This window comes from Allobosea sp. FBZP-16 (assembly GCF_002831785.1).
GTDB classification, from domain to species: Bacteria; Pseudomonadota; Alphaproteobacteria; order Rhizobiales; family Beijerinckiaceae; genus Allobosea; species Allobosea lupini.
Genome location: NZ_LNCQ01000020.1, coordinates 25743 through 49647 on the forward strand (window position 1 = coordinate 25743; position 23905 = coordinate 49647).

Below are 23905 nucleotides of genomic sequence, written 5' to 3' on the forward strand. Positions count from 1 at the left end.
TCACTTCTCCAGCCGCGGGTTGAGCACGTCGCGCAGGCGGTCGCCGACCAGGTTGATCGAGACGATCGTCATCAGCAGCGCAAAGCCGGGGAAGACCGAGATCCAGTAGCTGCCCGAGAGCATGTACTGGAAGCCGTTGGCGATCAGCACGCCGAGCGAGGGCTCGGTCTGCGGCAGGCCGACGCCGAGGAAGGACAGCGTCGCCTCCAGCGAGATCGCATGGGCCGTCTGCACGGTGACGATGACGATCACGGGCGCCAGGCAGTTGGGCAGGATGTGGCGGAAGACGGTGCGGGCATGCGACAAGCCCAGCGACTGCGCCGCCTCAACATACTCCTTGCGTCGCTCGACCAGAGCCGAGCCGCGCACGGTACGGGCGTAGTAGGCCCACTGCACCATCACCAGCGCGATGATGATCTTGTCGACGCCTTTGCCGAGGCCCGCGACCAGGATCAGTGCGACCAGCACCGAGGGCAGGGAAAGCTGAAGGTCGACCAGGCGCATGATCGCGTTCTCGGTGCGCCCGCCGGCATAGGCGGCGATCAGGCCGATCGCCGCGCCGAGGCTCGCCGCCAGGATGCCGGAGAAGGCGCCGACCATCAGCGAGATGCGTAGGCCGTAGAGGATGCCGGAGAGCAGGTCGCGACCGACGCCGTCCGAGCCGAGCCACATGGTGAAGCCTTCGCCTGAGGCCGAGCCCGGGGGCTGGCGCGAATCCATCACGTCTACGCTGGCGAGATCATAGGGGTTCTGCGGCGCGATCAGCGGGGCGGCGAGGGCGAGCAGCACGATCAGGATGAAGAGGGCGAGCCCGAACAGCGCCAGCCGGTCCTCGATGAAGGAGCGGACGAAGCGCCGGAACGGCGTCTCCTCCTTGGCCTCGACGGGCGGTGCGGCAGTGGGCAAAGCGGCGTCGCTCATGATGTCGCCTCCGTCAGGCGTACGCGTGGGTCGAGCGCCGAATAGACCAGGTCGACCAGGAGGTTGATGGTGACGAACAGCACGACGACGACCATGACATAGGCGACGATCACCGGCCGATCGAGGCGGGTGATCGCCTCCAGCAGCAGGCGGCCCATGCCCGGCCAGGCGAAGATCGTCTCGGTCACCACCGAGAAGGCGACGAGCGAGCCGAACTCCAGACCGAGCACGGTGACGATCGGGATCATGATGTTCTTGAGGATGTGGACGCCGATGATCCGGCTCTGCGACAGGCCCTTGGCCCGGGCGAACTTGACGTAGTCCATCAACGCCGCCTCGCGTGCGCCGGCCCGCGCCAGGCGGATCACCAGCGAGATCTTGAGCAGCGCCAGGTTGAACGCCGGCAGGGCGACATGCTTCCAGCCCTGTAGCGACAGCAGCGAGGTCTCGAAGCCGAGGATCGAGACCGTCGGCCCGCGCCCGGTCGCCGGAAGCCAGCCGAGGCCGACCGCGAAGGTCAGGATGAGCATCAGGCCGACCCAGAAGGTCGGCAGCGAGAAGCCGAGGATCGAGACCGCCATGATGAAGCGCGACAGCCGGCTCTCCGGCTTCAGGCCGGCATAGAGGCCGAGCGGCAGGCCGATCACGACCGCCATCACCAGCGCGACGAAGGCGAGCTCCAGCGTCGCCGGCATGCGGCTGAGGATCAGCTTGATCGCGGATTCGCCATGGACGAAGGAACGGCCGAGATCGCCCTGGGCGGCGTTCTTCAGGAAGACCAGGAACTGTTCCCAGATCGGCCGGTCGAGCCCGAGCGCGCGCGCCGTCTCGGCGATCTGCTGCTGGTCCATCTCGGGCGAGATCAGCATGTAGATGGGATCGCCGACGACATTCACGCCGAAGAAGACGATCACGAGCATCGCCGCGATGACGAAGAGAGCTTGCGCCAGGCGGCGCAGGACGAATGCCAGCATGGTCCGGTGCCTTCCGGAGCGGAGTGCGGAACATCACCCCATTCGGCGGGGCCGATGGGGTGACGTCTTCGCATTTCAACAAGAAAAGAGTGTCGCGCGGTCCGGACCGGGCTTCAAGCCGGTCCGGACCGGATCGACGGGCCCGGTCAGTCCTTACGAATGCCGGTCGCGAGCGTGTACTCGTCGGTGCGGGCCTGCACCTTGACGCCCTTGCGCGAGGCCCAGGTGTTCAGCTGGTAATGCGTCGGGATCAGGCCGACATCGTTCATGCTGATCTCCATCGCCTCCGCCAGAGCGGCGTCGCGCTTGGTGTCGTCGACGGTGCGCAGGGCCTCGTCCAGCTTGGCGTCGAAGGCCGGGTTGGAGTAGCGGCCGCGATTGGTCGCGCCCATGCCCTTCTTCGGATCGAAGGTGGCGAGCAGCGCCTTCAGCGAATCCGAGGATTCACCGGTGCCGGCGCCCCAGCCGACCAGGATGAAGGAGAACTCCGGCACATTGCCCTGGCCGCCCTGCGAGGCGCGGGTGAAGAAGTTCGCCGACGGCAGTGTCTCGACCTCGGTCTCGATGCCGAGGCGCGAGAACATCTGCGCGACGGCTTCGATGATCTTGGTGTCGTTGAGATAGCGGTTGGTCGGCCCGTGCAGCTTCATCTTGAAGCCGTTCGGGTAACCGGCCTCCGCGAGCAGCTTCTTGGCGCCGTTGAGGTCGAAGGCGACCGGCTTCAGCTTCTTGGAGGTGCCGAAGAAGCCGTCGGGCAGGAGCTGGCCGGCGGGGATCGCCTCCTTCTCCATGATGCGCTCGACGATGCCCGGGCGGTTGATCGCCATCGACAGCGCCTGGCGGACCTTGAGGTTGCGCAGCGGGTTCTTGATCTCCGAGCCGTCCTTGCCCTTGATGAAGGGCGAGACCTCGCGGAAGTGATCCATGTGGAAATAGATCACCCGGTTCGAGACCGTGCTTGAGACGTTGAGCTTGGCATCGCCCTTGAGGCGGGCGACGTCCGAGGTCGGCACGTTCTCGATCACGTCGAGATCGCCGGCGAGCAGCGCCGCGACGCGGGTCGGCGCCGAGGTGATCATCCTGAAGGTGACCTTCGACCACGGCTCCTTGCCGCCCCAGTAGGTCTCGTTAGGGGTCAGCACGACGCGGTCGCCCGCGACATACTCGGCCTGCTTATACGGGCCGGTGCCGCCGGCGGCGCATTTGCCGAGGTTGAAGTCCTCGGTGGTCGTGTCCTTGCACTTGGCCGAGATGACGCCGAAGGTCGAGAGGTCGGTCGGGACCAGCGGAGCCGGCTCCGTAGTCTTGATCCGGATGGTGTGGTCGTCGACCTTGGTGAATTCCTTGCCGCGGACATAGGCGTTGAAGCTCGACGGGCTCTTCGGCACGTTCGGCGCACGCTGCATGGTGGCGATCACGTCGTCCGCCGTGAACGGCGAGCCGTCATGGAACGTGACGTTCTTGCGCAGCTTGAATTCCCAGGTCGTGTCGTCGATCGCCTTCCAGCTCTCGGCCAGCCCCGGCTTCAGCTGCTGCTTCTCGTCCTGCCCGACCAGCGGCTCGTAGATATGCCGAGCCAGCATGTTGTTGGGGGTGAGGTTGTGGTAGTGCGGGTCGAGCGAGCTGAGCTCGGCCGACAGGCCGATCTTCAGCTCCTGAGCCGATGCGATGCCGGCGATGCCGACGACCGGAGCTGCCACAATGGCGAGCTTGAGAGCTTTCAGCCCCTTGGCGCTGAACGTTTTCATTCCGAACCTCCCGATGGCTGTGGGGCGCCATCTTTAACAACTGAGCCGCGGGTGGCGAGTCGCCGGATTGGCCGGTCTGCCCCTCTTCTCGCCCGGCCGGGTTTGTAGAACGATTTCTTATACCTGTAAATTATATGGCTTGTGGAAATATATAATCTGACTGCATAGATGGATGCGAGGCGCGGATAGGGTGGGCAGGACCATGGCGAGCACGGCAAGATCCGCCCGCCCGCCGGCATCGACCAGCGGGCGCCGTCCCCCGAGCCTGCGCGAACTCGAAGTGCTGCAGGCGATGATCGCCACCCGCAAGACGGTGGCGGCAGCTCAGATGCTCGGGATTTCGCAGCCTGCCGTGTCGCGGGCGCTCGCCGCGCTGGAAGCTCATGTCGGCCGCCCGCTCTTTGCGCGCGAAGGCGGCAGGCTTGTGCCCACTGCAGATGCCTTTGCGCTCGACGCAGAGGCGCAGCCGATCTTCGCGGCGCTCGAAAGGCTGAACAGCTGGCCCGGGCAAGCCGTCCAGGCCAGCGTGTTGCGCATCGCGACCCCGCCGACCCTGGCTCAGTTCGTCCTGCCGCCGGTTCTGGCGGAATTCCGCCGGCAGGAGCCCGATGTCGTGGCGAATGTCGAGATCGACACCAGCTCGACAGTGATCTCCCAAGTTGCCGACAGGGCGGTCGACCTGGGATTGGTCGACATGTCGGCCTCGCATATCGGCATCCACGGCGAAGCGATCCGCGAGGCCGTCGCGCATGTCCTGATGCCGGAGGAGCACCCGCTCGCGGATCGCGAGGTGCTGAGCCCGCAAGACCTTGCCGACGAGCCGATCATCGCCCTGGCGCGGCGCTTTCCCGAGCGCATCAAGGTGGAGCAGGCTTTTGCCGATGCCGGCGTGGCGCTCCGTTTGGTCGGAGAGGGGACGGCGGCTGTTTTCGTCGCGGAGATGGTCAGGCAGCGCGTCGGCCTTGCCTTGCTGAACCCGTTTCCACTGACGCTCGGCGGCCTGCGCGGGCTGGTCGCCCGCCGTTTCGCGCCGGCCATCGCCTATCGCACGATGCTGTTGTTTCCATCCGCCGGCTCGGTCGCGCCGGCGGCGCGCCGCTTTGCCGATCTACTGATTGCGATGCAGCCGGAGGACGGCCTGACCATGCCGATCAGGTAGCGCTCAGAACGCCTTGAAGGTGATGATCGTGTGGGTGTCGGCGATCTCCGGTATCGACTGCACCTTCTGGGCGACGAAATGGCCGATATCGACATCGGCGGCGACATGGAACTTGGCGAGGATGTCGTAATTGCCGGCGGTCGAGTAGATCTCCGAGGCGATCTCGCGGTCGGCGAGTTCGCTGGCGACCTCATAGGTCTTGCCGAGCTTGCATTTGATCTCGACGAAGAAGGTCTGCATCGCTTGGCTCCGGAATCCTGTCGCCTCTGGATAGAGCCTGCGGCGGGCGGGTCAAGCGCCCGCGAGTTCGGCGATGCGGCGCGTCATGGCGCTGTCAGGATCGGCGAGGCCGGCAATCACCGTGAAATGGTTGGCCCCGTCGATCTCCTCATAGCGCGTGCGCACGCCTTCCAGGCCCCAGATATCGGTCAACCTGCGGCTCTGCCTGAGGTATTCGGCGCTCTCGGTCCCGCCGACGACCGCGTCCATGACGAGCCCGGACGGCGCCGGCCAGAACAGCGGGCTTTCGCGCTCGGCGCCCTCCAGCGTCAGCCCGAGCGCCTTGTTGATGCTGGTCTCCGTCAGCGGCTTCAGATTGTAGAGGCCGGAGATGCCGTAGGCAGCCGGCACGATCTGCTCGGGGAGCATCGGATCGACATTCTTCCAGCCCGTCGCCAGCAGACAGGCGGAAAGCTGGCCACCGGCTGAATGCCCCGCCGCGACCACCGGCAAATTGTAGCGCAGCCAGATCGTCGCGGCAGCCTGCTGCAGCTCCCAGACGATATGGCCGACCTCGACCTGCGGGCAGAGGTCGTAGCCAACGACCGCGACGGGGACACCGAGCAGGTTCAATCCGCGCGCCATGTGCGAGAAGTGGCTCGGATCGAGCGCCTGCCAGTAGCCGCCATGGATGAAGAGCACGATCGCCTGGCTCTTCACGTCTTCCGGCTTGAACAGGTCGTAGGTCTGGCGCGGGCCCTCGCCATAGCGGACGCCGCGCTCGCTGACTGCGACCTCGCGATAGGCGGCGGCGTCGCGGGCCCAGCCGGCGATGATGCCGGGGTGCTCGGGAACACGGGCGCGGTTGTTGTATTCGGTCTCGTAATCGACTGACATCATGTCCTGATCTTGCTGTGCCGCGGCCGGAGCTGGCGGCTCGGTTTGGAGCCAGTTTGCGCCATGCGCACCCGGCCGGTCGAGGTCTTTTGACAGGGGCTGCGACAAACGCGACAAGACGCAGCCTCGATCGCGCCGGAGCCCACCATGGACAATCCCGTTCTCGCCGAAGTCACCCGTGGCAGCACGGTCGAATCGCGCCATCGCGGCGCGGCGATCGTCGTCGATGCCGACGGGGCGGTGGTCTTCTCGCTGGGTGACGTCGAGCATCCCGTCTTTCCGCGCTCGGCGGTCAAGGCGCTGCAGGCCCTGCCACTGCTTGAGAGCGGCGCCGCCGACCGTTACGGCCTGACCCCGGCCGAGATCGCCCTCGCGGTGTCTTCGCATTCCGGCGAGGAGCGCCATGCCGAAACCTCGTTGGCCATGCTGAAGAAGGCCGGCCGCGACGCCGGCTGCCTGGAATGCGGTGCGCATTGGCCGATGGGCGAGGCGGCTGCGCGAGCGCTCGCCCAGGCCGGGCGCGAGCCGAGCGCGCTCAACAACAACTGCTCCGGCAAGCATGCCGGCTTCGTCTGCCTGTCATGCGGCCTCGACGAGGAACCGGCCGGCTATGTCAAAGCGGGCCATAAGGTGCAGCAGGCGGTTCGCGCCGCGCTGGAGGAGGTGACCGGCGCCGCGCACAAGGCCGAGCTCTCCGGCACAGATGGCTGCTCGATCCCGACCTATGCCGTGCCGCTGAAGGCGCTGGCGCTCGGCTTTGCCCGCTTCGGCACTGGCAATGGCTTCGGCCCCAGGCGGGCAGAGGCGGCGCGGCGCATTCGCGAGGCGGTCGCCGCCAACCCGTTCATGGTCGCCGGCACCGGACGCTTCGACACCCGCTTCATGGAAGTCTTCGGCGCTCGCGCCTTCATCAAGACCGGGGCCGAAGGCGTCTATTTCGGCACGCTGCCCGAGCTCGGCTACGGCATCGCGCTGAAATGCGATGACGGCGCCGGCCGCGCCACCGAGATCGCGATGGCCGCGCTGGTCGAGCGCTTCCTGCCGCGGCAAGGCAATGACGAAGCAGCCTTTGCGCCGTTTCGCGAGACCGTCATGAAGAACTGGAACGGCATCGAGGTGGGTCGTGTCCGTGCTGCGGAGGCGCTGCGGTCGCGTGCTTGACGGCGAAGGCGTACCGGCGCGAGGGTCGCCGCCCGCTTCCGGTCCCGCGCGATGCCGCCTGCTCCAACGCCAGATGAGAATGCTTCTGCGCCCGGCCGCGCGGGCGCCTTCGGCCGCGACCTGCTGGCCGGGCTGACGCTGGCGGCGATCACTATCCCCGAGCAGATGGCGACGGCGCGGCTCGGCGGTTTCGAGCCGCAGGTCGGCTTCTATGCCTTCGTCGCGGCAACATTGGGCTTCGTCGTGTTCGGCGCAAGCCGCCTGCTGACGGCCGGCGCCGATTCGACGATCACGCCGATCTTCGTCAGCGGGCTCGCGGCATTGGCGGCGGGCGGAGCTATCCCAGCGGGCTCTGCGACCCTGCTCGCCCTGCTGGTCGGTTCGACACTCATCGTCGCCGGCCTGCTCCGGCTCGGCTGGATCGCGGATCTGTTGTCCGTGCCGGTGCTGACCGGCTTCCTCGCCGGCATCGCCGTCCACATCGCCGTTTCACAGCTCCCCGGCCTGCTCGGCATTCCCGGCGGCGGCCATCACATCGCCGACCAGTTCGCAGCGCTTTGGCGCGGACTTGGCGGAATCAACCCGATCTCGCTGGCGATCGGTGTCGCGACGTTGGCGCTCGTGAACCTGTGCGAGCGCCACGCGCCACGCGTGCCAGGGGCGCTGTTGGCGCTGGCGGGAGCAACGGCGGCGGTTGTACTCTTTCGGCTGGAGACGCACGGCGTCGCGGTGCTCGGCGCCCTGCCCACGGGCTGGCCGAGCTTCGCGCCCCCCGAACTCGACTGGGCCGATATCCGCAGCCTTGTTCCGCTCGCGCTGGTCATCGCGCTGGTGGTGATGATGCAGACGGCCACCGTCAGCCGCTCCTTTCGCGATCCAGATGGTGCCGAGCCGAAGGTCGACCGGGATTTTATCGGCCTCGGCACGGCGAACCTCTTCGCCGGGCTGGCCAGCACCTTTCCGGTCAATGCGAGCCCGCCAAGGACGGCGGTGGTGGCCGAAAGCGGCGGGCGCTCGCAGCTCGCCGCGGCGACGGCGGCGCTGATCGTGCTGGCGCTTGCGGTCGCGGGCGGTTCGCTTCTGGCACAGGTGCCGGTGGCGGCGCTGGCCGGCGTGCTGCTCTTCGTGGCGCAGCGCATCGTCCGGGTGGAGGTCATCCGGCGGATCGCCGGTCAGTCCCGCTCCGAATTTGCGCTCGTCGTGCTCACGGCCATCGCGATCGTCTGGCTGCCTGTCGAGACGGGCGTCGCCGTCGGGATCGGCCTGTCGCTGCTGCACGGGGTCTGGATGACCACGCGCAGCGAGCCGATCGAGCAGTTGCGCATCCCTGGCACGACGATCTGGTGGCCGCCTGAGCCCGGCCACCAGGGCGAGCAGGTCGATGGTGTGCTCGTGATCGCCTTCCCGGCGCCGCTGCTCTTCGCCAATGCCGAGATCTTCCGGCGCGGCGTGCTGGCGCTGCTGGCGGAGCGCAGGCCGACCTTGCTCGTCCTCGATGCCGGCGGCATCCCGGCCATCGATTATACGGCGGCGCAAGGCTTGCTGGCCGTGGCGGCGGCCTGCCGGACGCAGGGCGGAACCTTCGCCATCGCCCGGGCCGAGTCGGTGCGCGCGCTCCAGGCCTTGCGGGATTTCGGCGTGACCGCCGAGATCGGGGCGGAGCACGTATTCCACAGCGTGGAGGAGGCGGTGAGGGCGCTTGGGCCAATGAGGGCCGCGAGCGTCAGCTGACCGAATTGCCCTCGACCCGGATGCCGGCGGCGCGCTTGTCCTCGCCCTTGGTCAGGTCGCCCGTCACCGCCTTGCCGAATTCGGTGCCGACGACCGCGCCGAGCTTCGCCTCGCTGATCACATTGTTGGCGATCAGCGCATTGCGCTCCTTGGGAACGAGCGACACCGTGATGCCGATGCCGGTTCGCCTGATGACGTTGCCGGTCGCGACGAGGTTGCGCATCGCCCAGGACCAGCCGAGCGTGATGCCGACATCGCTGGCGTTCTCGATGACGTTGCCGGTGACGGCCGCCTCCGCCTCGACATGAAGGCCCGAGCCGCCGACAGGCTCCTTGCCCTTCGGCGCCAACCCCTTCTGGGCGTTCCGGATGATGTTGTTGGCGACGACCGCGAGCCGTCCGCCATGATCGAGATTGGTGACGCTGGCGCCCTGTGCGCAGTCCTCGATCAGGTTGTTGGCGATGATCGCGCCCTCGAAGGCGAATTCCGAGTAGAGCGCCGTCTCGCCGCAGCGCCGGCCCTGATTGCCGAGGATCTGCACGTTCGAGCCGGAATTGTTGCGGATGAAGGTCAGCGCACAGTCGCGCAGCGTGTTGCCTTCGATCACGACGCCGCCGGCGCGGAAGAGGCTGATGCCGTTGCCGTTCGGACCGTCGCCGCCGGCATCGCTGCGGATGCGGTTGAGCCGGTTGCCGCGAACGAGGCTCTGATCGTCACCGGCCTGGCTGCGCCAGAGCTGGATGCCGTTGTTGCCGCAATCCTCGACCATGTTGGCCTCGATCGAGAGCCCGCGCGAATCGAGCGAGAACAGCGCCGAATCCCGCATCGAGCGGAAGCGGTTGCGCTCGATGCGCCCGGCCGTGCGGTTGAGCGTCAGCCCGACCGAGCCGGCATTGGCGAACTCGCAGTCGGACAGCGCGAGATCGAGCACCTCCTCGGCATTGAGCAGGCCGATGCGCTGGCCAAGCTTGATGTCGAGCCCATCCAGCATGATGCCGGCGATGGCGGCCCGCTTGATCCGCCGCGCCACCAGCATCGGCCCGGCCTGCGCCGCGATGAATTGCGTCGCGCCGGGAACGCCGATCACCCGGGTATTCTCCGGCAGCACGACATTGGCGATGCGATAGCGGCCGGGCGCGACGATCAGCGGCGCATCGCGCTTCACCGCCTCGACCAGCGCGGCCTGGAGAGCACGCGACTGATCCTCGGCGGAGCCGGGGCGCAAGCCGAACTGTGCCGCCTCGAGCCCGAGCATGCCGAGCGGAGCTGGCGTGCTCGGGCGCGGCGCCTGTGCCAGCACGGGACCAGCGGAGGCCGCGACCGTGCCGAAAAGGGCCGTCCGCAGCCAGTCGCGGCGCGAAAGCGTCATCGAAGCCTCCATCATGCCGCAGAGCCTTCAAGAGGCATGCCGCGACCTCTGGCACGACTGCCGATTACAGGCCGAGCGCTCCGGCGATCTCGGCGGCGGCGGCGGTCGGCGCCATCTCGCCGGCGGCGACGGCCGCTTCCAGCTTTGGCGTGCGCGCCTTCAGCGCCGGATCGTGCCGGAGCTTGGCCTGCAGCCGGTCCTGCACCATCGCCCACATCCATTTGACGTCCTGCCGACGGCGCTTCTCCGCGATCAGCCCCTTTGCCTCGAAACGGGCGCGGTGCTCCTCGATCTTGGCCCAGAGCGCGTCGAGCCCGGCGCCGGTCAGGCCGGAGATCGTCACCACCGGCGTCGACCAGAGTGGCGAGGTCGGCGCGAGGATGTGCAGCGCCGCCTTGTATTGCGCAGCTGCGGCGCGCGCGGCGGTCGCGCCCTCGCCATCGGCCTTGTTGACCGCCAGCATGTCGGCGAGCTCGATGATGCCCTTCTTGATGCCCTGCAATTCGTCGCCGGCATTGGGCAGCATCAGCACCAGGAAGAAATCGGTGAGGTCGGCCACCGCCGTCTCCGACTGGCCGACGCCGACCGTCTCGACCAGGATGACGTCGAAGCCGGCGGCTTCGCAAAGCAGCATGGTTTCGCGCGTCTTCGCTGCGACGCCGCCCAGCGTCCCGGAGGAGGGCGAGGGGCGGATATAGGCGTTCGGGTCGATGGCGAGCTGGGCCATCCGGGTCTTGTCGCCGAGGATCGAGCCGCCGCTGCGCGTCGAGGACGGATCGACCGCGAGCACAGCGACCTTGTGGCCCTGGCCGGTCAGATAGCTGCCGAGCGCGTCGATCGTCGTCGACTTGCCGACGCCAGGAACGCCGGTGATGCCGACCCGGATCGCTTTGCCGGTATGTGGCAGCAGGCGCGAGAGCAGGGCCTGCGCCTGTTCGCGATGGTCGGCGCGCCGGCTTTCCGCGAGCGTGATCGCCCGTGCCAGCGCGGCGCGCTCGCCCTTGAGAATCGCATCGCCGAGCGCCGTGAGATCGACCATGCCCGCTGGTAACAAGCGAGCGCCCGCAACGGAAGCGAGGCTTTCGGCGGCCCAGGCCGTCATCCCCACTCTTGCCAAGCGGCGAGGAGGGTGAGACGAGTCCCGCGGGGTGCGGAGAGCCTGTCGCGTGTCCGGCTTGCGGTTTGTCGTTCTCGTCTCACTGTTGTCGCTCGTGCTCGCCGCCTGCGGTGGCCCGCCGCGTGTTCTGGTGGTTTCGGCGGCGAAGCCCGAGGACACCGTCGGTACGGTCCGCATCTTCGTCGCGACCTCGCGCGCCACGACCGGGCAGCCCGAGTATTTCAGCGGGGAGCGCAGCCCTTCGGTCGGCTTCGCCCGGCTCGATATCAGCGTTCCGCGCGCCCATCAGGTCGGCCAGGTCGAGTTGCCGGGCAGCGTCACCAGCGCCGGCGATCCGGCAAGCCATTTCACTGTCAGCGCCGTCGAGCGGCTGACCGAGCCGGAAATCCTGAAGCAGGTGCGGGCGGAGGTCGCCCGGCGCCCGCCAAGCGAGCGCGAGGTGCTGGTCTTCGTCCACGGCTTCAACACCAATTTCGCCGACGCCGCATTTCGCTTCGCCCAGATCGTCACCGATTCCGGCTTCAAGGGCGTGCCGGTGCTGTTTACCTGGCCTTCGCGTGCCCGGGTGCTCGCCTATCCCTATGATCGCGACAGCGCCGACTTCTCGCGCGATGCGCTCGAGACCGGCCTGCGCGTGATCGCCCGTGACCTCGGCGCCAACCGCTTCGACATCCTCGCGCATTCGATGGGGACGCTGCTGACGGCCGAGACCCTGCGCCAGGCGGCGATCCGCGGCGACGGCAGCTTCGGGGGCAAGCTGCGCAACGTCATGCTTGCGGCGCCCGACATCGATCTCGACGTGTTCAAGACCCAACTCGCCACGATCAGGCGGCCGGTGACCGTCTTCGTCTCCTCGGACGATCGCGCGCTCGACTTCTCGCGCCAGTTCGCCGGGGACAAGGCCAGGCTCGGGGCGATCTCGGAGAAGGATACCGACGTCGTCGCCGATCTGCGCAAGGCCGGGGCGACGATCATCGATCTCTCGAAAGACCGCAGCAGCGACGACTACAATCACGGCAAGTTCGCGACGACACCGCGCATCGTTCAAATGATCGGCAAGCGGCTCAGCGACGATGGTCTCGATGGCAGCACGAGCGGCAGCATGCTTGGGCTCGACTCAAAGGCCTCGCCATCCTTCGCCGCGCGCGACAAATGACTGCCCAATTCTGGCCGCGTTGATCAGGCCTTAAGGGTTGGCGGCCAGAAGGTCCGCACGCCCCCAATCCTGGACCTCGCCAGTGACCTCGCCTTCGCGACACGCCGTTTCACGCCGCTCCTTCGTCGCCCTGCTCGGGGCGGGACTGGCCGGTTGCGCGCAGAGCGAAGCCTCCGTCTCGCCTTTCGTCGGGCCGGCGGATTCGTCCAGCTTCGGCAAGGAGCCGCAGCTTCTGGTTGCGACCACCCGCAAGCCGATGGGCGACCGCGCACCCTATTTCGGCTCGGAGCGCGGCACCGGGCTGACCTTCGCCGAGGTAAGGCTGTCGGCGCCAGGCCGCGGCGTCGCTGCGCAGGTGAGCTCCGTCGTCAGCGGTGACTGGGCCGTGCTCGGCGTGACCCGGCGCAGTGCGAGCGATGCCGCCCGCGCCTTCTCGGACGCTGCGACCGGCCGCGACGTGCTGCTCTACGTCCACGGCTTCAACGAGACCTTCGAATCGGCCGCACGCAGCGCCGGCCAGCTTTCGCATGCGCTCGCCTTCGAGGGGCGCACGGCGCTGTTCACCTGGCCGTCCGGCGGCGGCCTGCTCGCCTATGCCTATGATCGCGAAAGCGCGCTCTGGTCGCGTGACGGCTTCGTCCAGACGCTGAAGGCGCTGGTCGCCAACCCGACGATCGGGCGGATCAACATCGTCGCGCATTCGATGGGCAGCTTCCTGACGATGGAAGGTCTGCGCGAGCTGCGTGATTTCGAGGGGCTGTCCGACCGGATCGGGGCCGTCGTGCTGGCCTCGCCCGATGTCGACATCGACGCTTTCGAGCAGACTGTGCCGCGGCTCGGGCCGATCGCCCAGCGCATGACCGTGATCATCGATCCCGGCGACAAGGCGCTGGCGATCTCCTCGCGCATCGCCGGCGGCGTCGCCCGCGCCGGCGCCGCCGATCGCGAGCGGCTGGAGCAGCTCGGCGTGCGCGTCGCCGACACGGCCGGCCGCGGCTGGAGCCTGCTGCGCCACGACCTCTTCCTGTCGAACAGCGAAGTGACGCAGGTCGTACGCCGCGCCATCGACCGGGCGCGCTCCTGAGAACGGAGGCGGGAGCCTCCGTACCCGGGTCTTGCCGCGTCAGCCGGCCGGCTTAAGCGCGATGACCGAGCGCGCCGCCTTTTCGATCGCCTCGCGCGAATAGAGCAGCGGCGCATAATCGCCGGCTGCCCAGAGCGGGGCGAGATCGCGATAGTGCGGGCTGTAGGCGTCGCCCGACTGGCCCGGCGTATTGATGAAGCGGCTGTCGTCCCAGTTGCCGACATCCAGCACCATGCGGAACGAGGCGCCTGCGATCACCCTGAAGTCGGAGATGCGGTAGGAGGCCGCGCGCGGGCTGAAGGCCGAGCCGCCCATGGCGAGCCGGCCGACATTGAGCTGTGCCCGATCCGGGCCGCCGGCGAGCGGCGACAGGGCATGATCGAACTGGGCGTGGTGAATCTTGCCCCAGTTCCATGTCGCCGTGTCCGGGCCGAGCGTCTGCCGCAACTCCTCCATCGCCGCTTTCAGCGTCTCGAGCAGCAAGGCATTGCGCGCTGCCTTCGGCTCGGCGCCGAGCGCGTTGTCCGGCGCTTCGAGATAAGCGACCACCGCCGCGACATCGAGCGGGCCAATGACGCTGCGCGCCTTCTCAGGTACTGCCTTGGCCGTCAGGGCGCGCCCGAGATGCTTGCTCATCCAGACCTCGGACAAAGCAGCAGCAGCGCTGTCGACCGCGATCTCCTGGTTCCAGCCCTTGATCAGCTTCAGGCCTTCGGCCGTGACGGGATCGTCCGACGACAGCGGCGCCAGCAGGACGGCGAGCTTGCGGGCATTCTCGGAATTGTCGTCGTTCTGCAGGGCCATCGCGTCGGCGAGCGTCACCTTGTTCTTGGTGCCGAGCACGGCCTTGATCCGGTTGATCCGCGAAGGATCGGACCATTCGTAGCCGATGCGCTTGGAGAGCAGCGGATGGTCCTTCGGGATGTTCATCTCGTTGGCGGTGGCGAAGAAGCCCTCGGTCGGGTTGAAGACCTCGGGCAGTTCGCCGGCCTTGAGGAAGCCGGTCCATTCATAGCGTCCGTCGCCGGGCACCGGCATCAGGCCGTCATGGTTCGGCCGCTGCGGCGCGCGCCCGCCGACGATCCAGCCGATATTGCCCTTGTTGTCGGCATAGACCTGGTTCTCGGATGGCGCGCCCCATTCGGCCATCGCCTTCTTGAAGCCAGGCCAGTCCTTCGCCGTCATGTATTCGGCCGAGTTGAAATAGGCCGAGGTTCCCGGCTCGAACCAGACCGTGCGGATGGCGAAGGCGCGCTTCTCGTCGGGCTCGGCCTTCATGACAGGGCCGTGGCGGGTGAATTTCAGGTCGATCTGGCGCGGCGCCTCGCCCTTGACCTCGATCGTCTCGCTGACGGTCCTCATCTCCTCCCAGCCGCTGCCATAGCGATACTGGTTCGGATTGGCCGGGTTGGTCTCGTAGACGTAGAGGTCCTCCTGATCGATCGCAAAGATCGTCAGGCCGAAGGCGATCTCGCCGTTGTGGCCGATCGAGATGCCGGGCAGGGCCGGCTCGCCGGCGCCGATCACCGAAAGACCCGGCGCGTTGAGATGCACGACATAGCGCAGCGACGGCACCCCGTGGGCGCGGTGCGGATCGTTGGCCAGGATCGGCCGGCCGGTCGCGGTGCGGCTGGCGGCGATCGTCCAGTTGTTCGAGCCGATGGTCGAGACGCTGTCTCCGGCTGCGGCGAAGATGGCGTCGCGGTCGAGCGCAGCGCGCTTCTCGCCGGGCGCGGCGAAGGTGACGTCGCGCGTCGCAAGATTGTAGTCGTCGAGGATATCAGGCTTGATCGCGCAGGGATCGAGCCCATCGGGCACCGTGGTCTTCACGCTCGGTTCCAGCACGCGCCGGAAGCGGTCGGCCTCGATGCCGGCGGCGCAGGCGACGCGAGCTCGCACCACCTCGGATAGCACATTGCGGGTCAGGCCATGGCTGCGGATGCGCACGACGTCCTCGGCGCTCCAGCGATCCGGCAAGGTGCCGGCGACGCGGAAATCAAGCGGCAACGGCTGCTTGCCGGCTCGCACCTCGTCGACGCGGGCATTGATGCCGGCGACGAAGGCGTCGGTATAGGCCTTGGCGTCGGGCCCGTAGGCCGCCCATTCCTTGTCCATCTCGCCGCGATAGAGGAAGAGCCGGGCGGCGCGGTCCTGCGCGACATAGGACGGGCCGAAATCCTTGGCCAGCAGCCCGAGCCCGCGCTTGCGCCAGAGATCGATCTGCCAGAGCCGGTCGCGCGCCGCATTGTAGCCTTGCAGGAAGAGGGCATCGCGGGACGAGGCGGCATAGATGTGCGCCACGCCCCATTGATCGAGGATCAGCTCGGCCGGCCCCTGCAGCCCGGCGACCGTCTGTTCGGAGCGCTTCACGGCGCTGGACAGCTCGGCCTTCGCGGGCAGGCATCCGGCGATGGTGACGGCGGCGATGGCAAACAGCGACGCTGCGCCGTGGGCGCGATCTGCTCTGCTCATGGTGTTCCTCCGTGCGGCCCGTCTTTGGCGACGGGCCTTGCCGGGGGAGCTTAGGGGGAGAGTGGAGGCCGGCCACCGCTCCTGGCCACATGGCGGCCCTGCCGCGTCGGCATGTGATCTGGATCGTTCCTTGCGCGTGCCCGGTTAGAGCGGCGGCAGGCCGACGCGCTTCTTGATCGTCGCCAGGGCGAAGTTGGATTCGACCGACTGGACGCATTTCAGCCGTGTCATCTTCTGCTTCAGGAAGCGCTCATAGCCCTCGATGCCGTCGGTCAGCACGCGCAGCAGATAGTCCTGGCTGCCGGTCATCAGATAGCACTCCGCGACCTCAGGCCAGGTCTCGACTGCCTTCTCGAACTCGGCGATCTGCTCCGTGTTCTGCTGGCTGAGCCGGACCGAGACGAAGACGCTGAAGGGCAGGCCATAGGCCTTGGGGTCGACGATCGCCGAATAGCCCCTGATGACGCCGGTCTCTTCCAGTCGCTTCAGCCGGCGCAGGCAGGGCGTCGGCGACAGGCCGACCTTCTCCGACAGCTCCTGATTGGTGATGCGGCCATCCTCCTGGAGCAGGGAGAGCATGCGGCGGTCGATCGTATCGAGCATGGTCTGCTCCTTCGCGCTGATCTTCGAGCAGGAAGCTGCAAAATCTTGCTCTAGAGCACGGGTGATCGTTCATGCAATGGCCTTAGGATCGTCCTAGGCTCGCGTCACCAGGCCGCATCGGCCGGCGAGGAGGCAGTCATGAGCGACGACAACTATCATAAGGACCGGATCGCCAACCGCCGGCTCCACCCCGAGACGCTGATGATGGGCTATGGCTATTCGCCGGCCATGTCGGAAGGCGCGCTCAAGCCGCCGGTCTTCCTGACCTCGACCTTCGTCTTCGAGAACGCCCAGCAGGGCAAGGACTTCTTCGACCTGACCTCCGGCCGCCGCCAGCTCAAGCCGGGCGAGAAGTCGGGCCTGGTCTATTCGCGCTTCAACCATCCCAACATGGAGATCCTCGAGGATCGCCTGGCGATCTGGGACGAGGCGGAAGCCTGCGCCGTCTTCGCCAGCGGCATGGCGGCGATCGCAACGACCTGCTTCGCCTTCCTGCGACCGGGCGACACCATCGTCCACAGCCGGCCGCTCTATGGCGGCACCGAGACGCTGCTGAAGAACCAGATGGGTGCCTTCGGCGTCACGCCCTTCGGCTTCACCGACGGCGTCGACGTCGCGCAGATGCGCAAGGTCGCGCAGGACGCCGCCGCCAAGGGCCGGGTCGCGATGATCCTGGTCGAGACCCCGGCCAACCCGACCAACGGCCTTGTCGATCTCTCGGCCTGCAAGGCTATCGCCGACGAGCTGGAGATGTCGCAGGGGCATCGTCCGCCGGTCGTGGTCGACAACACCATGCTCGGCCCGATCTTCCAGAAGCCGCTGAAGCACGGCGCGGACCTGACCTTGCTGTCGCTGACCAAATATGTCGGCGGCCACAGCGATCTCGTCGGCGGCTCGATCAGCGGCTCGAAGGCGCTGGTGCGGCAGGTGAAGAGCTGGCGCGGCTCGCTCGGTACCCAGCTCGATCCGAACTCCTGCTGGATGCTGATGCGCTCTCTCGAGACGCTCGACATCCGCATGCATCGCGCCAACGAGAATGGCCGCAAGGTCGCCGACTATCTGCGCAAGCATCCGAAGATCGCCAAGGTCCATTATCTCGGCGATCTCGCTGAGGGCGACCCGCGCAAGGCCGTGTTCGACCGGCAATGCGTCGAGCCAGGCTCGACGTTCGCCTTCGACGTCAAGGGTGGCGAGAAGGAAGCCTTCGCCGTGCTCGATAACCTGCAGATCATGAAGCTCGCGGTCAGCTTAGGGGGCACCGAGACTCTGGTCTCGCATCCCGCCGCGATGACCCATTCCGGCGTCGCCCGGGAACTGCGCGAGGAGATCGGCCTCACCGACGCACTGATCCGCATCTCGGTCGGCATCGAGAATATCGAGGACCTGATCTCGGATCTCGCCCAGGCGCTCGACGCCGCGTGAGGGCAGGGCGGCGCCGCATCCTCGCCGCGGCGCTCGCCGCCACGCTGCTCGGCGGCCCGGCTTTGGCCGAGCCGCAGACCGAGAGTGTGGCGCAGACCATCTGCCGCCTGATCGAAGGCGCCGCGAAGACGCATGGCCTGCCGGTCGCCTTCTTCACCCGCCTGATCTGGCGCGAGAGCAGTTTCCGGCCGAACGTCGTCAGCCCGGCCGGGGCGCAGGGCATCGCCCAGTTCATGCCGGGCACGGCGAGCGAGCGCGGCCTCGCCGACCCGTTCGATCCCGAGGCGGCGATCCCCCATTCGGCCGCCTTCCTCGCAGCGTTGAAGAACCAGTTCGGCAATCTCGGCCTCGCCGCTGCCGCCTACAACGGCGGGCCGAACCGTGTCGCGCGCTGGGTCGAGCGTGGCGGCATGCTGCCCTATGAGACGCAGGCCTATGTCCGCTTCATCACCGGCCGCCCCGTCGAGGAATGGCGGCTCGGCGCAGGCGAGACGCCGCCGCCGGCGACGCGCGAGGAGACCGATTGCCTCGCAACGGTGGCTTCGATCCGCATCACCACGCCGGCCGTGCTGGTCGAGGGCGCCTATGGGCCGTTCGGCGTGCAGCTCGCCGGCAACACCTCGAAGGCGCGCGCCATCGCCTCCTATCAGCGTGTCGCGGCGCGCTTCGCTTCGCTGCTCGCCGCCAAGCCGACCATGATCCTGGGCTCGGCCGTGCCGGGACGGGGGAGGGGCCGCTTCTACCGGGTCAGGCTTCCGGCGCAGAGCCTGCGCGAGGCGACATTGACCTGCAATCGCCTGCGGCAGGCGGGCGGAGCCTGCCTGGTGCTGCGGAACTAAACGATCTGCTGCGGCCTTCGGTATTGGTCATCCCGGACAAGCCGCGCAGCGGCGCCGATCCGGGATCCATTCCTGAAGCTCGATCGGAAAGGTTCCGGAATGGGTCCCGGGTCTCCCTTCGGTCGCCCGGGACGACTCGCGTTTGAATCGCGAAGCCGCTGTGCGAGGGACACTATAACCCCACCCGGCCCCAGCCCGGCAGCTTGAGCGCCGGCCGCTGCAGGTCGAAGCCCGCCACCAGCCCGAGCAGGTTGATCTCGACGCCCTCGACCCAGCCGAAGGTGACCCCCGCGAGCCCGTAGAGCGAGGCTTGCAGCCCGGTGCGACTTGGCGTGAGGCCGGCATAGAGGCCGCCTTCGCGCCAGTCCTTGCCGATCGCGGTCGGCGGCAGGGCACGGCCAAGCTCCGGCACTTCGGAAAGGATGTGCTGGACGAAGCTGTTCGAGTTCGGCCCAGGCCAGGCGGCATAGGAACCATACTCGCTGTAGCTATAGCTCTTCACGGCGTCGCGGATGCGCGGGATCAGCGCCTCGGCTGCCTGCCCTTTGATCTCGCCGACCAGCTCCGGGACATTGCCATACCAGCGCCCGTCGGCGACGCGCACGTTGACGCGTACCGGGTTGCCCCAGCCGACGACGTCGAAGCGGGTATAGGCAGGGGCGTTCTTCTCCTTGACCACGACCCAGGAGTGATGGGCGAAGACGCCGCGCCAGCGTCCGACCCGGGCGGCGAAGATGTGGACAGTCGCTTCGGGCGCGATGGCGGGCGCCGGCAGCAGCGCGGCGCTCGACCAGTCGGCGCGGGCCCAGTCGGGCGCGCGCGCCTGCCATTGCCACCAGGCGGCATGCGTGCCGAGCGGCAGGAGGAAGAAAACCGCGAAAAAGAGGAAAAAGCGCCGGATCATTCTTCTGCGGAAAATAGGGCGCGAGGCGGGGCCGCAACAAGGCGCGACGGCGCGTCACCGATCACGAAATCGAGGTTGAGGCTTCGTCGCAAGCTGCTAGCGTGCAGCCGCGAAATCAAAGGAGGGGCAGATTGCGCACGTTGACGTCGGTTATGCATAGAGTGGCCGCTGCGGTGGCTTTCGGGCTCGTTCTGGCGGCCAGCCCGGCTAGGGCGCAGGACAACAAGGAACTGCGCATCTTCAACTGGTCGGACTACGTCAATCCGGAGGTGCTCGATGCCTTCAAGAAAGAGACCGGCATCACCGTCGTCTACGACACCTTCGACCAGATGGAGACAGTCGAGACCAAGCTGCTTGCCGGCAAGACCGGCTACGACCTCGTCGTCGTCACCGCTTCCTTCCTGCCACGCCATATTCCGATCGGACTCTATACGCCGATCGACACCGCCAAGGTGCCGAACCTCAAGCACGCCTGGCCCGAGATCAGGCAGCGTCTGGCCAAATACGATCCCGGCAACAAATACGCCGTGAATTACATGTGGGGTACCACCGGGATCGGCTACAACGTCGCCAAGGTGAAGGAACGGCTCGGTAACGACGCGGTCATCGACAGCTGGAACATCGTCTTCGATCCGGAGAAGCTGAAGAAGCTCTCCAATTGCGGCGTGCATGTGCTCGACGCGGTCGAGGAGATGTTCCCGGCGGCACTGCGCTATCTCGGGCTCGATCCCGATTCGAAGAAGGAGGCCGATCTCGAAAAAGCCGGCGAGTTGCTGCGCAAGATCCGCCCGCACATCCAGAAGTTCCATTCGTCGGAGTACATCAACGCGCTCGCCAACGGCGATATCTGCCTTGCGGTGGGCTATTCCGGCGACGTGCTGCAGGCGAAGAAGCGCGCGGTCGAGGCCAAGAACAAGGTCGAGATCAGCTACGTCATCCCGAAGGAAGGCGCGCTGATGTGGTTCGATTCTTTCGTGATCCCGAAGGATGCCGGCAACCAGGATGCGGCGCTGCAGTTCATCGACTTCGTCAACCGGCCGGAGATGGCGGCGAAGAACTCGGACTTCATCCAGTACGCCAACGGCAATCTCGCGGCCAAGCCGCTGCTCTCGGCCGAGGTTCGCGACAATCCCGGCATCTATCCGACCGACGCGGTGATGAGCCGCCTCTACACGATCACGCCCTACGACCAGAAGACGCAGCGGGTGGTCAACCGGCTGTGGACCCGCGTCAAGAGCGGCAGGTGAACAGGCCGGAGGCCGGGGGAAGGCGCGCCTCGCCGGGCAGCGTCCGGCGCGACTTCCAGCCCTGGAACGACCCGGCGGCGAAACCGCTGGTCGAGTTCAGGAACGTCACCAAGCGCTTCGGCACGGTGACCGCGGTCGACCGGCTCTCGCTTGCGATCCACCAGCGCGAGTTCTTCGCGCTGCTGGGGCCGTCTGGCTGCGGCAAGACCACGCTGATGCGCATGCTCGCCGGCTTCGAGCAGCCCGACGCGGGCGAGATCCTGCTTGATGGCGTCGACATCACCGCGGTGCCGCCGCACCAGCGGCCGGTCAACATGATGTTCCAGTCCTATGCGCTGTTCCCGCATCTCAGTGTCGGCGACAACATCGCCTATGGGCTGAAGCGCGAAGGCCTGCCCAAGGCCGAGATCGCCCAGCGCGTCGAGACCATGCTGGGCCGCGTCCGCTTGAAAGGCATGGAGAATCGCCGGCCGGACCAGCTCTCCGGCGGCCAGCGCCAGCGCGTCGCGCTCGCCCGCGCTTTGGTCAAGCAGCCCAAGCTGCTGCTGCTCGACGAGCCGCTCGGCGCACTCGACAAGAAGCTGCGCGAAGAGACGCAATACGAGCTGATGGACCTGCAGGCCGATCTCGGCCTGACCTTCATGGTCGTGACGCACGACCAGGACGAGGCCATGACCATGGCCGACCGCATGGCGGTGATGGACCATGGCCGGCTGCTGCAGATCGCGCCGCCGGACCTGATCTACGAGGCGCCTTCCAGCCGCTTCGTCGCCGAGTTCGTCGGCGACATCAATCTGATCGAGGGCAAGGTCGCGGCTGTCGAAGGCGATCTCGTCACGCTGGAGAGCGGTCCTGCCGGGGTGATCGAGCTCGACGAGGATGCGCCGAGCTGCCGGCCTGGCGATGCGCTCACCGTCGGCCTGCGCCCCGAGAAGATCGCGCTCAGCCACGACGAGCCCGCGCAGGGCGTCAACAAGGTCGCCGGCGAGATCTGGGATATCGGCTATCTCGGCGACATGACCATGGTCCAGGTCATGGTCGGTGGCGACGAGGGCAAGCTCTTCAAGGTCTCGCTCACCAACCGCACGCGGCGGATCGAGCGGCCCTTCGCCTGGGAAGACAAGGTCTGGCTCTCCTGGGACGTCGAGGCCGGCATGGTGCTGGTGTCGTGAGCACGCCGGTCCCCCGAGCCAGCGGAACGGGGCGCGGCCTGCTGGTCGCGGCCATTCCCTATCTCTGGCTCATCGCCTTCTTCCTGGCGCCCTTCGTCATCGTGCTCCGGATCGCGCTGTCGGACGCCGCGACCGACCAGCCGCCCTATGCGCCGCATTTCCCCGGCATCGGCCAACTCGGCGAGTTCCTCGGCGCGCTCGATCTCGAGAACTTCCGCCTGCTCGGCGACGACCCGCTCTACTGGCAGAGCTATCTGTCTTCGCTGCGCATCGCGGCGCTGACGACGCTGATCGCGCTCGCGATCGGCTATCCGCTCGCCTATGCGATGGCGCTTGCTCCCAAGCGTTGGCAGGGCATGCTGCTGGTCCTCGTCATCCTGCCGTTCTGGACCTCCTTCCTGATCCGCGTCTACGCCTGGATCGGTATCCTGCGGCCGGACGGGTTGCTCGACATGGCGCTAATGGGCATCGGGCTGACCTCCGAGCCGGTGCGCCTGCTCAACACCGACGCCGCGGTGCTGATCGGCATGGTCTATTCCTATCTGCCCTTCATGGTGCTGCCGCTGTTCTCTACCTTGCAGAAGCTCGACGGCACCTTGTTGGAAGCGGCCTCCGATCTCGGCGCGAAGCCGCTGACCACTTTCCTGACCGTGACCCTTCCGCTCTCGATCCCCGGCATCCTCGCCGGCTCGGCTTTGGTCTTCATCCCGGCGATCGGCGAGTTCGTCATCCCCGATCTGCTCGGGGGCTCCGACACGCTGATGGTCGGCAAGGTGCTCTGGAACGAGTTCTTCTCCAACCGCGACTGGCCGCTGGCTTCGGCGGTGGCGATCGTGCTGCTCGTCGTCCTCGTCCTGCCGCTGATGCTGCTGCAGCGGGCGCGCGGAGCGACCCAATGAGGCGCTTTGGAGCCTTCCATCTGGCCGCGCTCCTCGCCGGCTTCGCCTTTCTCTATCTGCCAATCGTCGGGCTGATCGCCTATTCCTTCAACGCCTCGCGGCTGGTGACGGTCTGGGGCGGCTTCTCGACGCATTGGTATGGCGCGCTGCTACGCAACGAACCCTTGCTCGACGCGGCCTGGCTGACGATCCGCGTCGCGCTGGTCTCGGCGACTCTGGCGACAGTCCTCGGGACGCTGGCGGCGCTGGCGCTGGCGCGCTACCGGGTCTTCGCGGGACGCATGCTCTTCTCCGGCATGGTGATGGCGCCATTGGTCATGCCCGAAGTGATCACCGGCCTGTCGCTGCTGTTGCTCTTCGTCGCCGGCGAAGTCGAGCGTGGCTACTGGACCGTCGTCATCGCCCACGCGACCTTCAGCCTCGGCTTTGCCTGCATCGTCGTGCAGGCGCGCCTCGCCGGCTTCGACCGCTCGCTGGAAGAAGCTGCGCGTGATCTCGGTGCGACGCCGACGGAAACGTTCCGGACCGTGACGCTGCCGCTGATCTGGCCGGCAGTCGCCGCTGCCTGGATGCTGGCCTTCACGCTCTCGCTCGACGATCTCGTCATCGCCAGCTTCACCACCGGGCCGGGCGCGACGACGCTGCCGATGCGGCTCTATTCGGCGATCCGCCTCGGAGTGACGCCCGAGATCAACGCCGCCTGCACGATCATGATCGCGGCGGTGGCGGTCGCGGTGATCGGGGCGTCCCTGCTGATGAAGCGGGACGCACTGGCCGGGCGGTGAGCTAAACGCTCGCTGAACGTCCCGCT

General features: G+C 67.3%; 21 protein-coding genes. 11 read left to right on the forward strand and 10 right to left on the reverse strand.

Annotation, left to right across the window (positions count from 1 at the left end):
- From CXY91_RS05905 to CXY91_RS05915, 3 genes are all read right to left on the reverse strand, one after another.
- Complete coding sequence (locus tag CXY91_RS05905) at positions 1-921, reverse strand: ABC transporter permease (protein WP_100959669.1); 921 nt, start codon at positions 919-921, stop codon at positions 1-3.
- The gene (locus tag CXY91_RS05910) at positions 918-1895 is read right to left on the reverse strand and encodes an ABC transporter permease (protein ID WP_100959670.1); all 978 of its coding nucleotides are present in this window, start codon (positions 1893-1895) and stop codon (positions 918-920) included. Before CXY91_RS05910 ends, CXY91_RS05905 begins: the two co-directional genes overlap by 4 nt.
- Before the next feature lie 146 nt (positions 1896-2041).
- Positions 2042-3643 carry an ABC transporter substrate-binding protein gene (locus CXY91_RS05915; protein WP_100959671.1) on the reverse strand — a complete coding sequence of 534 codons (1602 nt, stop codon included), beginning with the start codon at positions 3641-3643 and terminating at the stop codon, positions 2042-2044.
- Positions 3644-3845: 202 nt separating this feature from the next.
- On the opposite strand from CXY91_RS05915, the gene CXY91_RS05920 reads away from it, so the two are divergent.
- Entirely contained in the window at positions 3846-4802 is a 957-nt protein-coding gene (locus CXY91_RS05920; RefSeq protein WP_158673279.1) for a LysR substrate-binding domain-containing protein, read from the forward strand.
- Positions 4803-4805: 3 nt separating this feature from the next.
- On the opposite strand, the gene CXY91_RS05925 is transcribed toward CXY91_RS05920, so the two are convergent.
- Complete coding sequence (locus CXY91_RS05925; protein WP_038361355.1) at positions 4806-5042, reverse strand: Lrp/AsnC ligand binding domain-containing protein; 237 nt, start codon at positions 5040-5042, stop codon at positions 4806-4808.
- A 51-nt stretch (positions 5043-5093) separates the two neighbouring features.
- Positions 5094-5921, reverse strand: a complete 828-nt coding sequence (locus CXY91_RS05930) for an alpha/beta hydrolase (RefSeq protein ID WP_100959673.1) — start codon at positions 5919-5921, stop codon at positions 5094-5096.
- Between the two features lie 144 nt (positions 5922-6065).
- Between CXY91_RS05930 and CXY91_RS05935 the strand changes: the two genes are divergently transcribed.
- A complete protein-coding gene (locus CXY91_RS05935) occupies positions 6066-7079 on the forward strand; it encodes an asparaginase (protein ID WP_100959674.1) in 1014 nt (337 codons plus the stop codon).
- 51 nt (positions 7080-7130) lie between these two features.
- Positions 7131-8810 carry a SulP family inorganic anion transporter gene (locus CXY91_RS05940; protein ID WP_100959675.1) on the forward strand — a complete coding sequence of 560 codons (1680 nt, stop codon included), beginning with the start codon at positions 7131-7133 and terminating at the stop codon, positions 8808-8810.
- Here CXY91_RS05940 and CXY91_RS05945 read toward each other — a convergent pair.
- Positions 8803-10179, reverse strand: coding sequence for a TIGR03808 family TAT-translocated repetitive protein (locus tag CXY91_RS05945; protein ID WP_158673280.1), 1377 nt, complete (start codon positions 10177-10179; stop codon positions 8803-8805). The genes CXY91_RS05940 and CXY91_RS05945 overlap by 8 nt on opposite strands.
- 64 nt (positions 10180-10243) lie before the next feature.
- On the reverse strand, positions 10244-11218 hold the full coding sequence (meaB, locus tag CXY91_RS05950) for a methylmalonyl Co-A mutase-associated GTPase MeaB (protein ID WP_091831077.1): 975 nt from the start codon (positions 11216-11218) through the stop codon (positions 10244-10246).
- A 127-nt stretch (positions 11219-11345) separates the two neighbouring features.
- Between meaB and CXY91_RS05955 the strand changes: the two genes are divergently transcribed.
- Entirely contained in the window at positions 11346-12452 is a 1107-nt protein-coding gene (locus tag CXY91_RS05955) for an alpha/beta hydrolase (protein WP_158673281.1), read from the forward strand.
- Between the two features lie 82 nt (positions 12453-12534).
- Positions 12535-13536 carry an alpha/beta hydrolase gene (locus tag CXY91_RS05960; RefSeq protein ID WP_091831072.1) on the forward strand — a complete coding sequence of 334 codons (1002 nt, stop codon included), beginning with the start codon at positions 12535-12537 and terminating at the stop codon, positions 13534-13536.
- A 39-nt stretch (positions 13537-13575) separates the two neighbouring features.
- Here the strand turns inward: CXY91_RS05960 and CXY91_RS05965 are convergent, their stop codons facing one another.
- Positions 13576-16008 (reverse strand): penicillin acylase family protein, encoded by a 2433-nt coding sequence (locus tag CXY91_RS05965; protein ID WP_100959679.1) that lies wholly within the window; start codon positions 16006-16008, stop codon positions 13576-13578.
- A 144-nt stretch (positions 16009-16152) separates the two neighbouring features.
- On the reverse strand, positions 16153-16611 hold the full coding sequence (locus CXY91_RS05970) for an Lrp/AsnC family transcriptional regulator (protein WP_100959680.1): 459 nt from the start codon (positions 16609-16611) through the stop codon (positions 16153-16155).
- A gap of 138 nt (positions 16612-16749) precedes the next feature.
- Here CXY91_RS05970 and CXY91_RS05975 point away from each other — a divergent pair, with 138 nt between their 5' ends.
- Entirely contained in the window at positions 16750-18033 is a 1284-nt protein-coding gene (locus CXY91_RS05975) for a cystathionine gamma-synthase family protein (RefSeq protein WP_100959681.1), read from the forward strand.
- The gene (locus CXY91_RS05980; protein WP_248307374.1) at positions 18030-18872 is read left to right on the forward strand and encodes a lytic transglycosylase domain-containing protein; all 843 of its coding nucleotides are present in this window, start codon (positions 18030-18032) and stop codon (positions 18870-18872) included. Before CXY91_RS05975 ends, CXY91_RS05980 begins: the two co-directional genes overlap by 4 nt.
- 172 nt (positions 18873-19044) lie before the next feature.
- On the opposite strand, the gene CXY91_RS05985 is transcribed toward CXY91_RS05980, so the two are convergent.
- A complete protein-coding gene (locus tag CXY91_RS05985) occupies positions 19045-19776 on the reverse strand; it encodes a DUF3750 domain-containing protein (protein WP_100959682.1) in 732 nt (243 codons plus the stop codon).
- 152 nt (positions 19777-19928) lie between these two features.
- Between CXY91_RS05985 and CXY91_RS05990 the strand changes: the two genes are divergently transcribed.
- The 4 genes from CXY91_RS05990 to CXY91_RS06005 are packed head-to-tail and all read left to right on the forward strand — an operon-like array spanning position 19929 to position 23879.
- A complete protein-coding gene (locus CXY91_RS05990) occupies positions 19929-21023 on the forward strand; it encodes a polyamine ABC transporter substrate-binding protein (protein ID WP_100959683.1) in 1095 nt (364 codons plus the stop codon).
- Positions 21020-22195: an ABC transporter ATP-binding protein gene (locus CXY91_RS05995; protein ID WP_100959684.1), complete on the forward strand. Its 1176-nt coding sequence runs from the start codon at positions 21020-21022 to the stop codon at positions 22193-22195. The genes CXY91_RS05990 and CXY91_RS05995 overlap by 4 nt, the downstream gene beginning before the upstream one ends.
- Positions 22192-23094 (forward strand): ABC transporter permease, encoded by a 903-nt coding sequence (locus CXY91_RS06000; RefSeq protein ID WP_248307375.1) that lies wholly within the window; start codon positions 22192-22194, stop codon positions 23092-23094. Before CXY91_RS05995 ends, CXY91_RS06000 begins: the two co-directional genes overlap by 4 nt.
- Positions 23091-23879: an ABC transporter permease gene (locus CXY91_RS06005; RefSeq protein WP_100959685.1), complete on the forward strand. Its 789-nt coding sequence runs from the start codon at positions 23091-23093 to the stop codon at positions 23877-23879. Before CXY91_RS06000 ends, CXY91_RS06005 begins: the two co-directional genes overlap by 4 nt.
- The last annotated feature ends 26 nt before the right edge of the window (positions 23880-23905 follow it).

Excerpts from the sequence above, each read along its gene's own strand:
- CXY91_RS05905 (WP_100959669.1), bottom strand. The coding sequence starts at position 921 with ATGAGCGACGCCGCTTTGCCCACTGCCGCACCGCCCGTCGAGGCCAAG.
- CXY91_RS05910 (WP_100959670.1), bottom strand. The coding sequence starts at position 1,895 with ATGCTGGCATTCGTCCTGCGCCGCCTGGCGCAAGCTCTCTTCGTCATC.
- CXY91_RS05915 (WP_100959671.1), bottom strand. The coding sequence starts at position 3,643 with ATGAAAACGTTCAGCGCCAAGGGGCTGAAAGCTCTCAAGCTCGCCATT.
- CXY91_RS05920 (WP_158673279.1), top strand. The coding sequence starts at position 3,846 with ATGGCGAGCACGGCAAGATCCGCCCGCCCGCCGGCATCGACCAGCGGG.
- CXY91_RS05925 (WP_038361355.1), bottom strand. The coding sequence starts at position 5,042 with ATGCAGACCTTCTTCGTCGAGATCAAATGCAAGCTCGGCAAGACCTAT.
- CXY91_RS05930 (WP_100959673.1), bottom strand. The coding sequence starts at position 5,921 with ATGATGTCAGTCGATTACGAGACCGAATACAACAACCGCGCCCGTGTT.
- CXY91_RS05935 (WP_100959674.1), top strand. The coding sequence starts at position 6,066 with ATGGACAATCCCGTTCTCGCCGAAGTCACCCGTGGCAGCACGGTCGAA.
- CXY91_RS05940 (WP_100959675.1), top strand. The coding sequence starts at position 7,131 with ATGCCGCCTGCTCCAACGCCAGATGAGAATGCTTCTGCGCCCGGCCGC.
- CXY91_RS05945 (WP_158673280.1), bottom strand. The coding sequence starts at position 10,179 with ATGACGCTTTCGCGCCGCGACTGGCTGCGGACGGCCCTTTTCGGCACG.
- meaB (WP_091831077.1), bottom strand. The coding sequence starts at position 11,218 with ATGGTCGATCTCACGGCGCTCGGCGATGCGATTCTCAAGGGCGAGCGC.
- CXY91_RS05965 (WP_100959679.1), bottom strand. The coding sequence starts at position 16,008 with ATGAGCAGAGCAGATCGCGCCCACGGCGCAGCGTCGCTGTTTGCCATC.
- CXY91_RS05970 (WP_100959680.1), bottom strand. The coding sequence starts at position 16,611 with ATGCTCGATACGATCGACCGCCGCATGCTCTCCCTGCTCCAGGAGGAT.
- CXY91_RS05975 (WP_100959681.1), top strand. The coding sequence starts at position 16,750 with ATGAGCGACGACAACTATCATAAGGACCGGATCGCCAACCGCCGGCTC.
- CXY91_RS05985 (WP_100959682.1), bottom strand. The coding sequence starts at position 19,776 with ATGATCCGGCGCTTTTTCCTCTTTTTCGCGGTTTTCTTCCTCCTGCCG.
- CXY91_RS05990 (WP_100959683.1), top strand. The coding sequence starts at position 19,929 with ATGCATAGAGTGGCCGCTGCGGTGGCTTTCGGGCTCGTTCTGGCGGCC.
- CXY91_RS06005 (WP_100959685.1), top strand. The coding sequence starts at position 23,091 with ATGAGGCGCTTTGGAGCCTTCCATCTGGCCGCGCTCCTCGCCGGCTTC.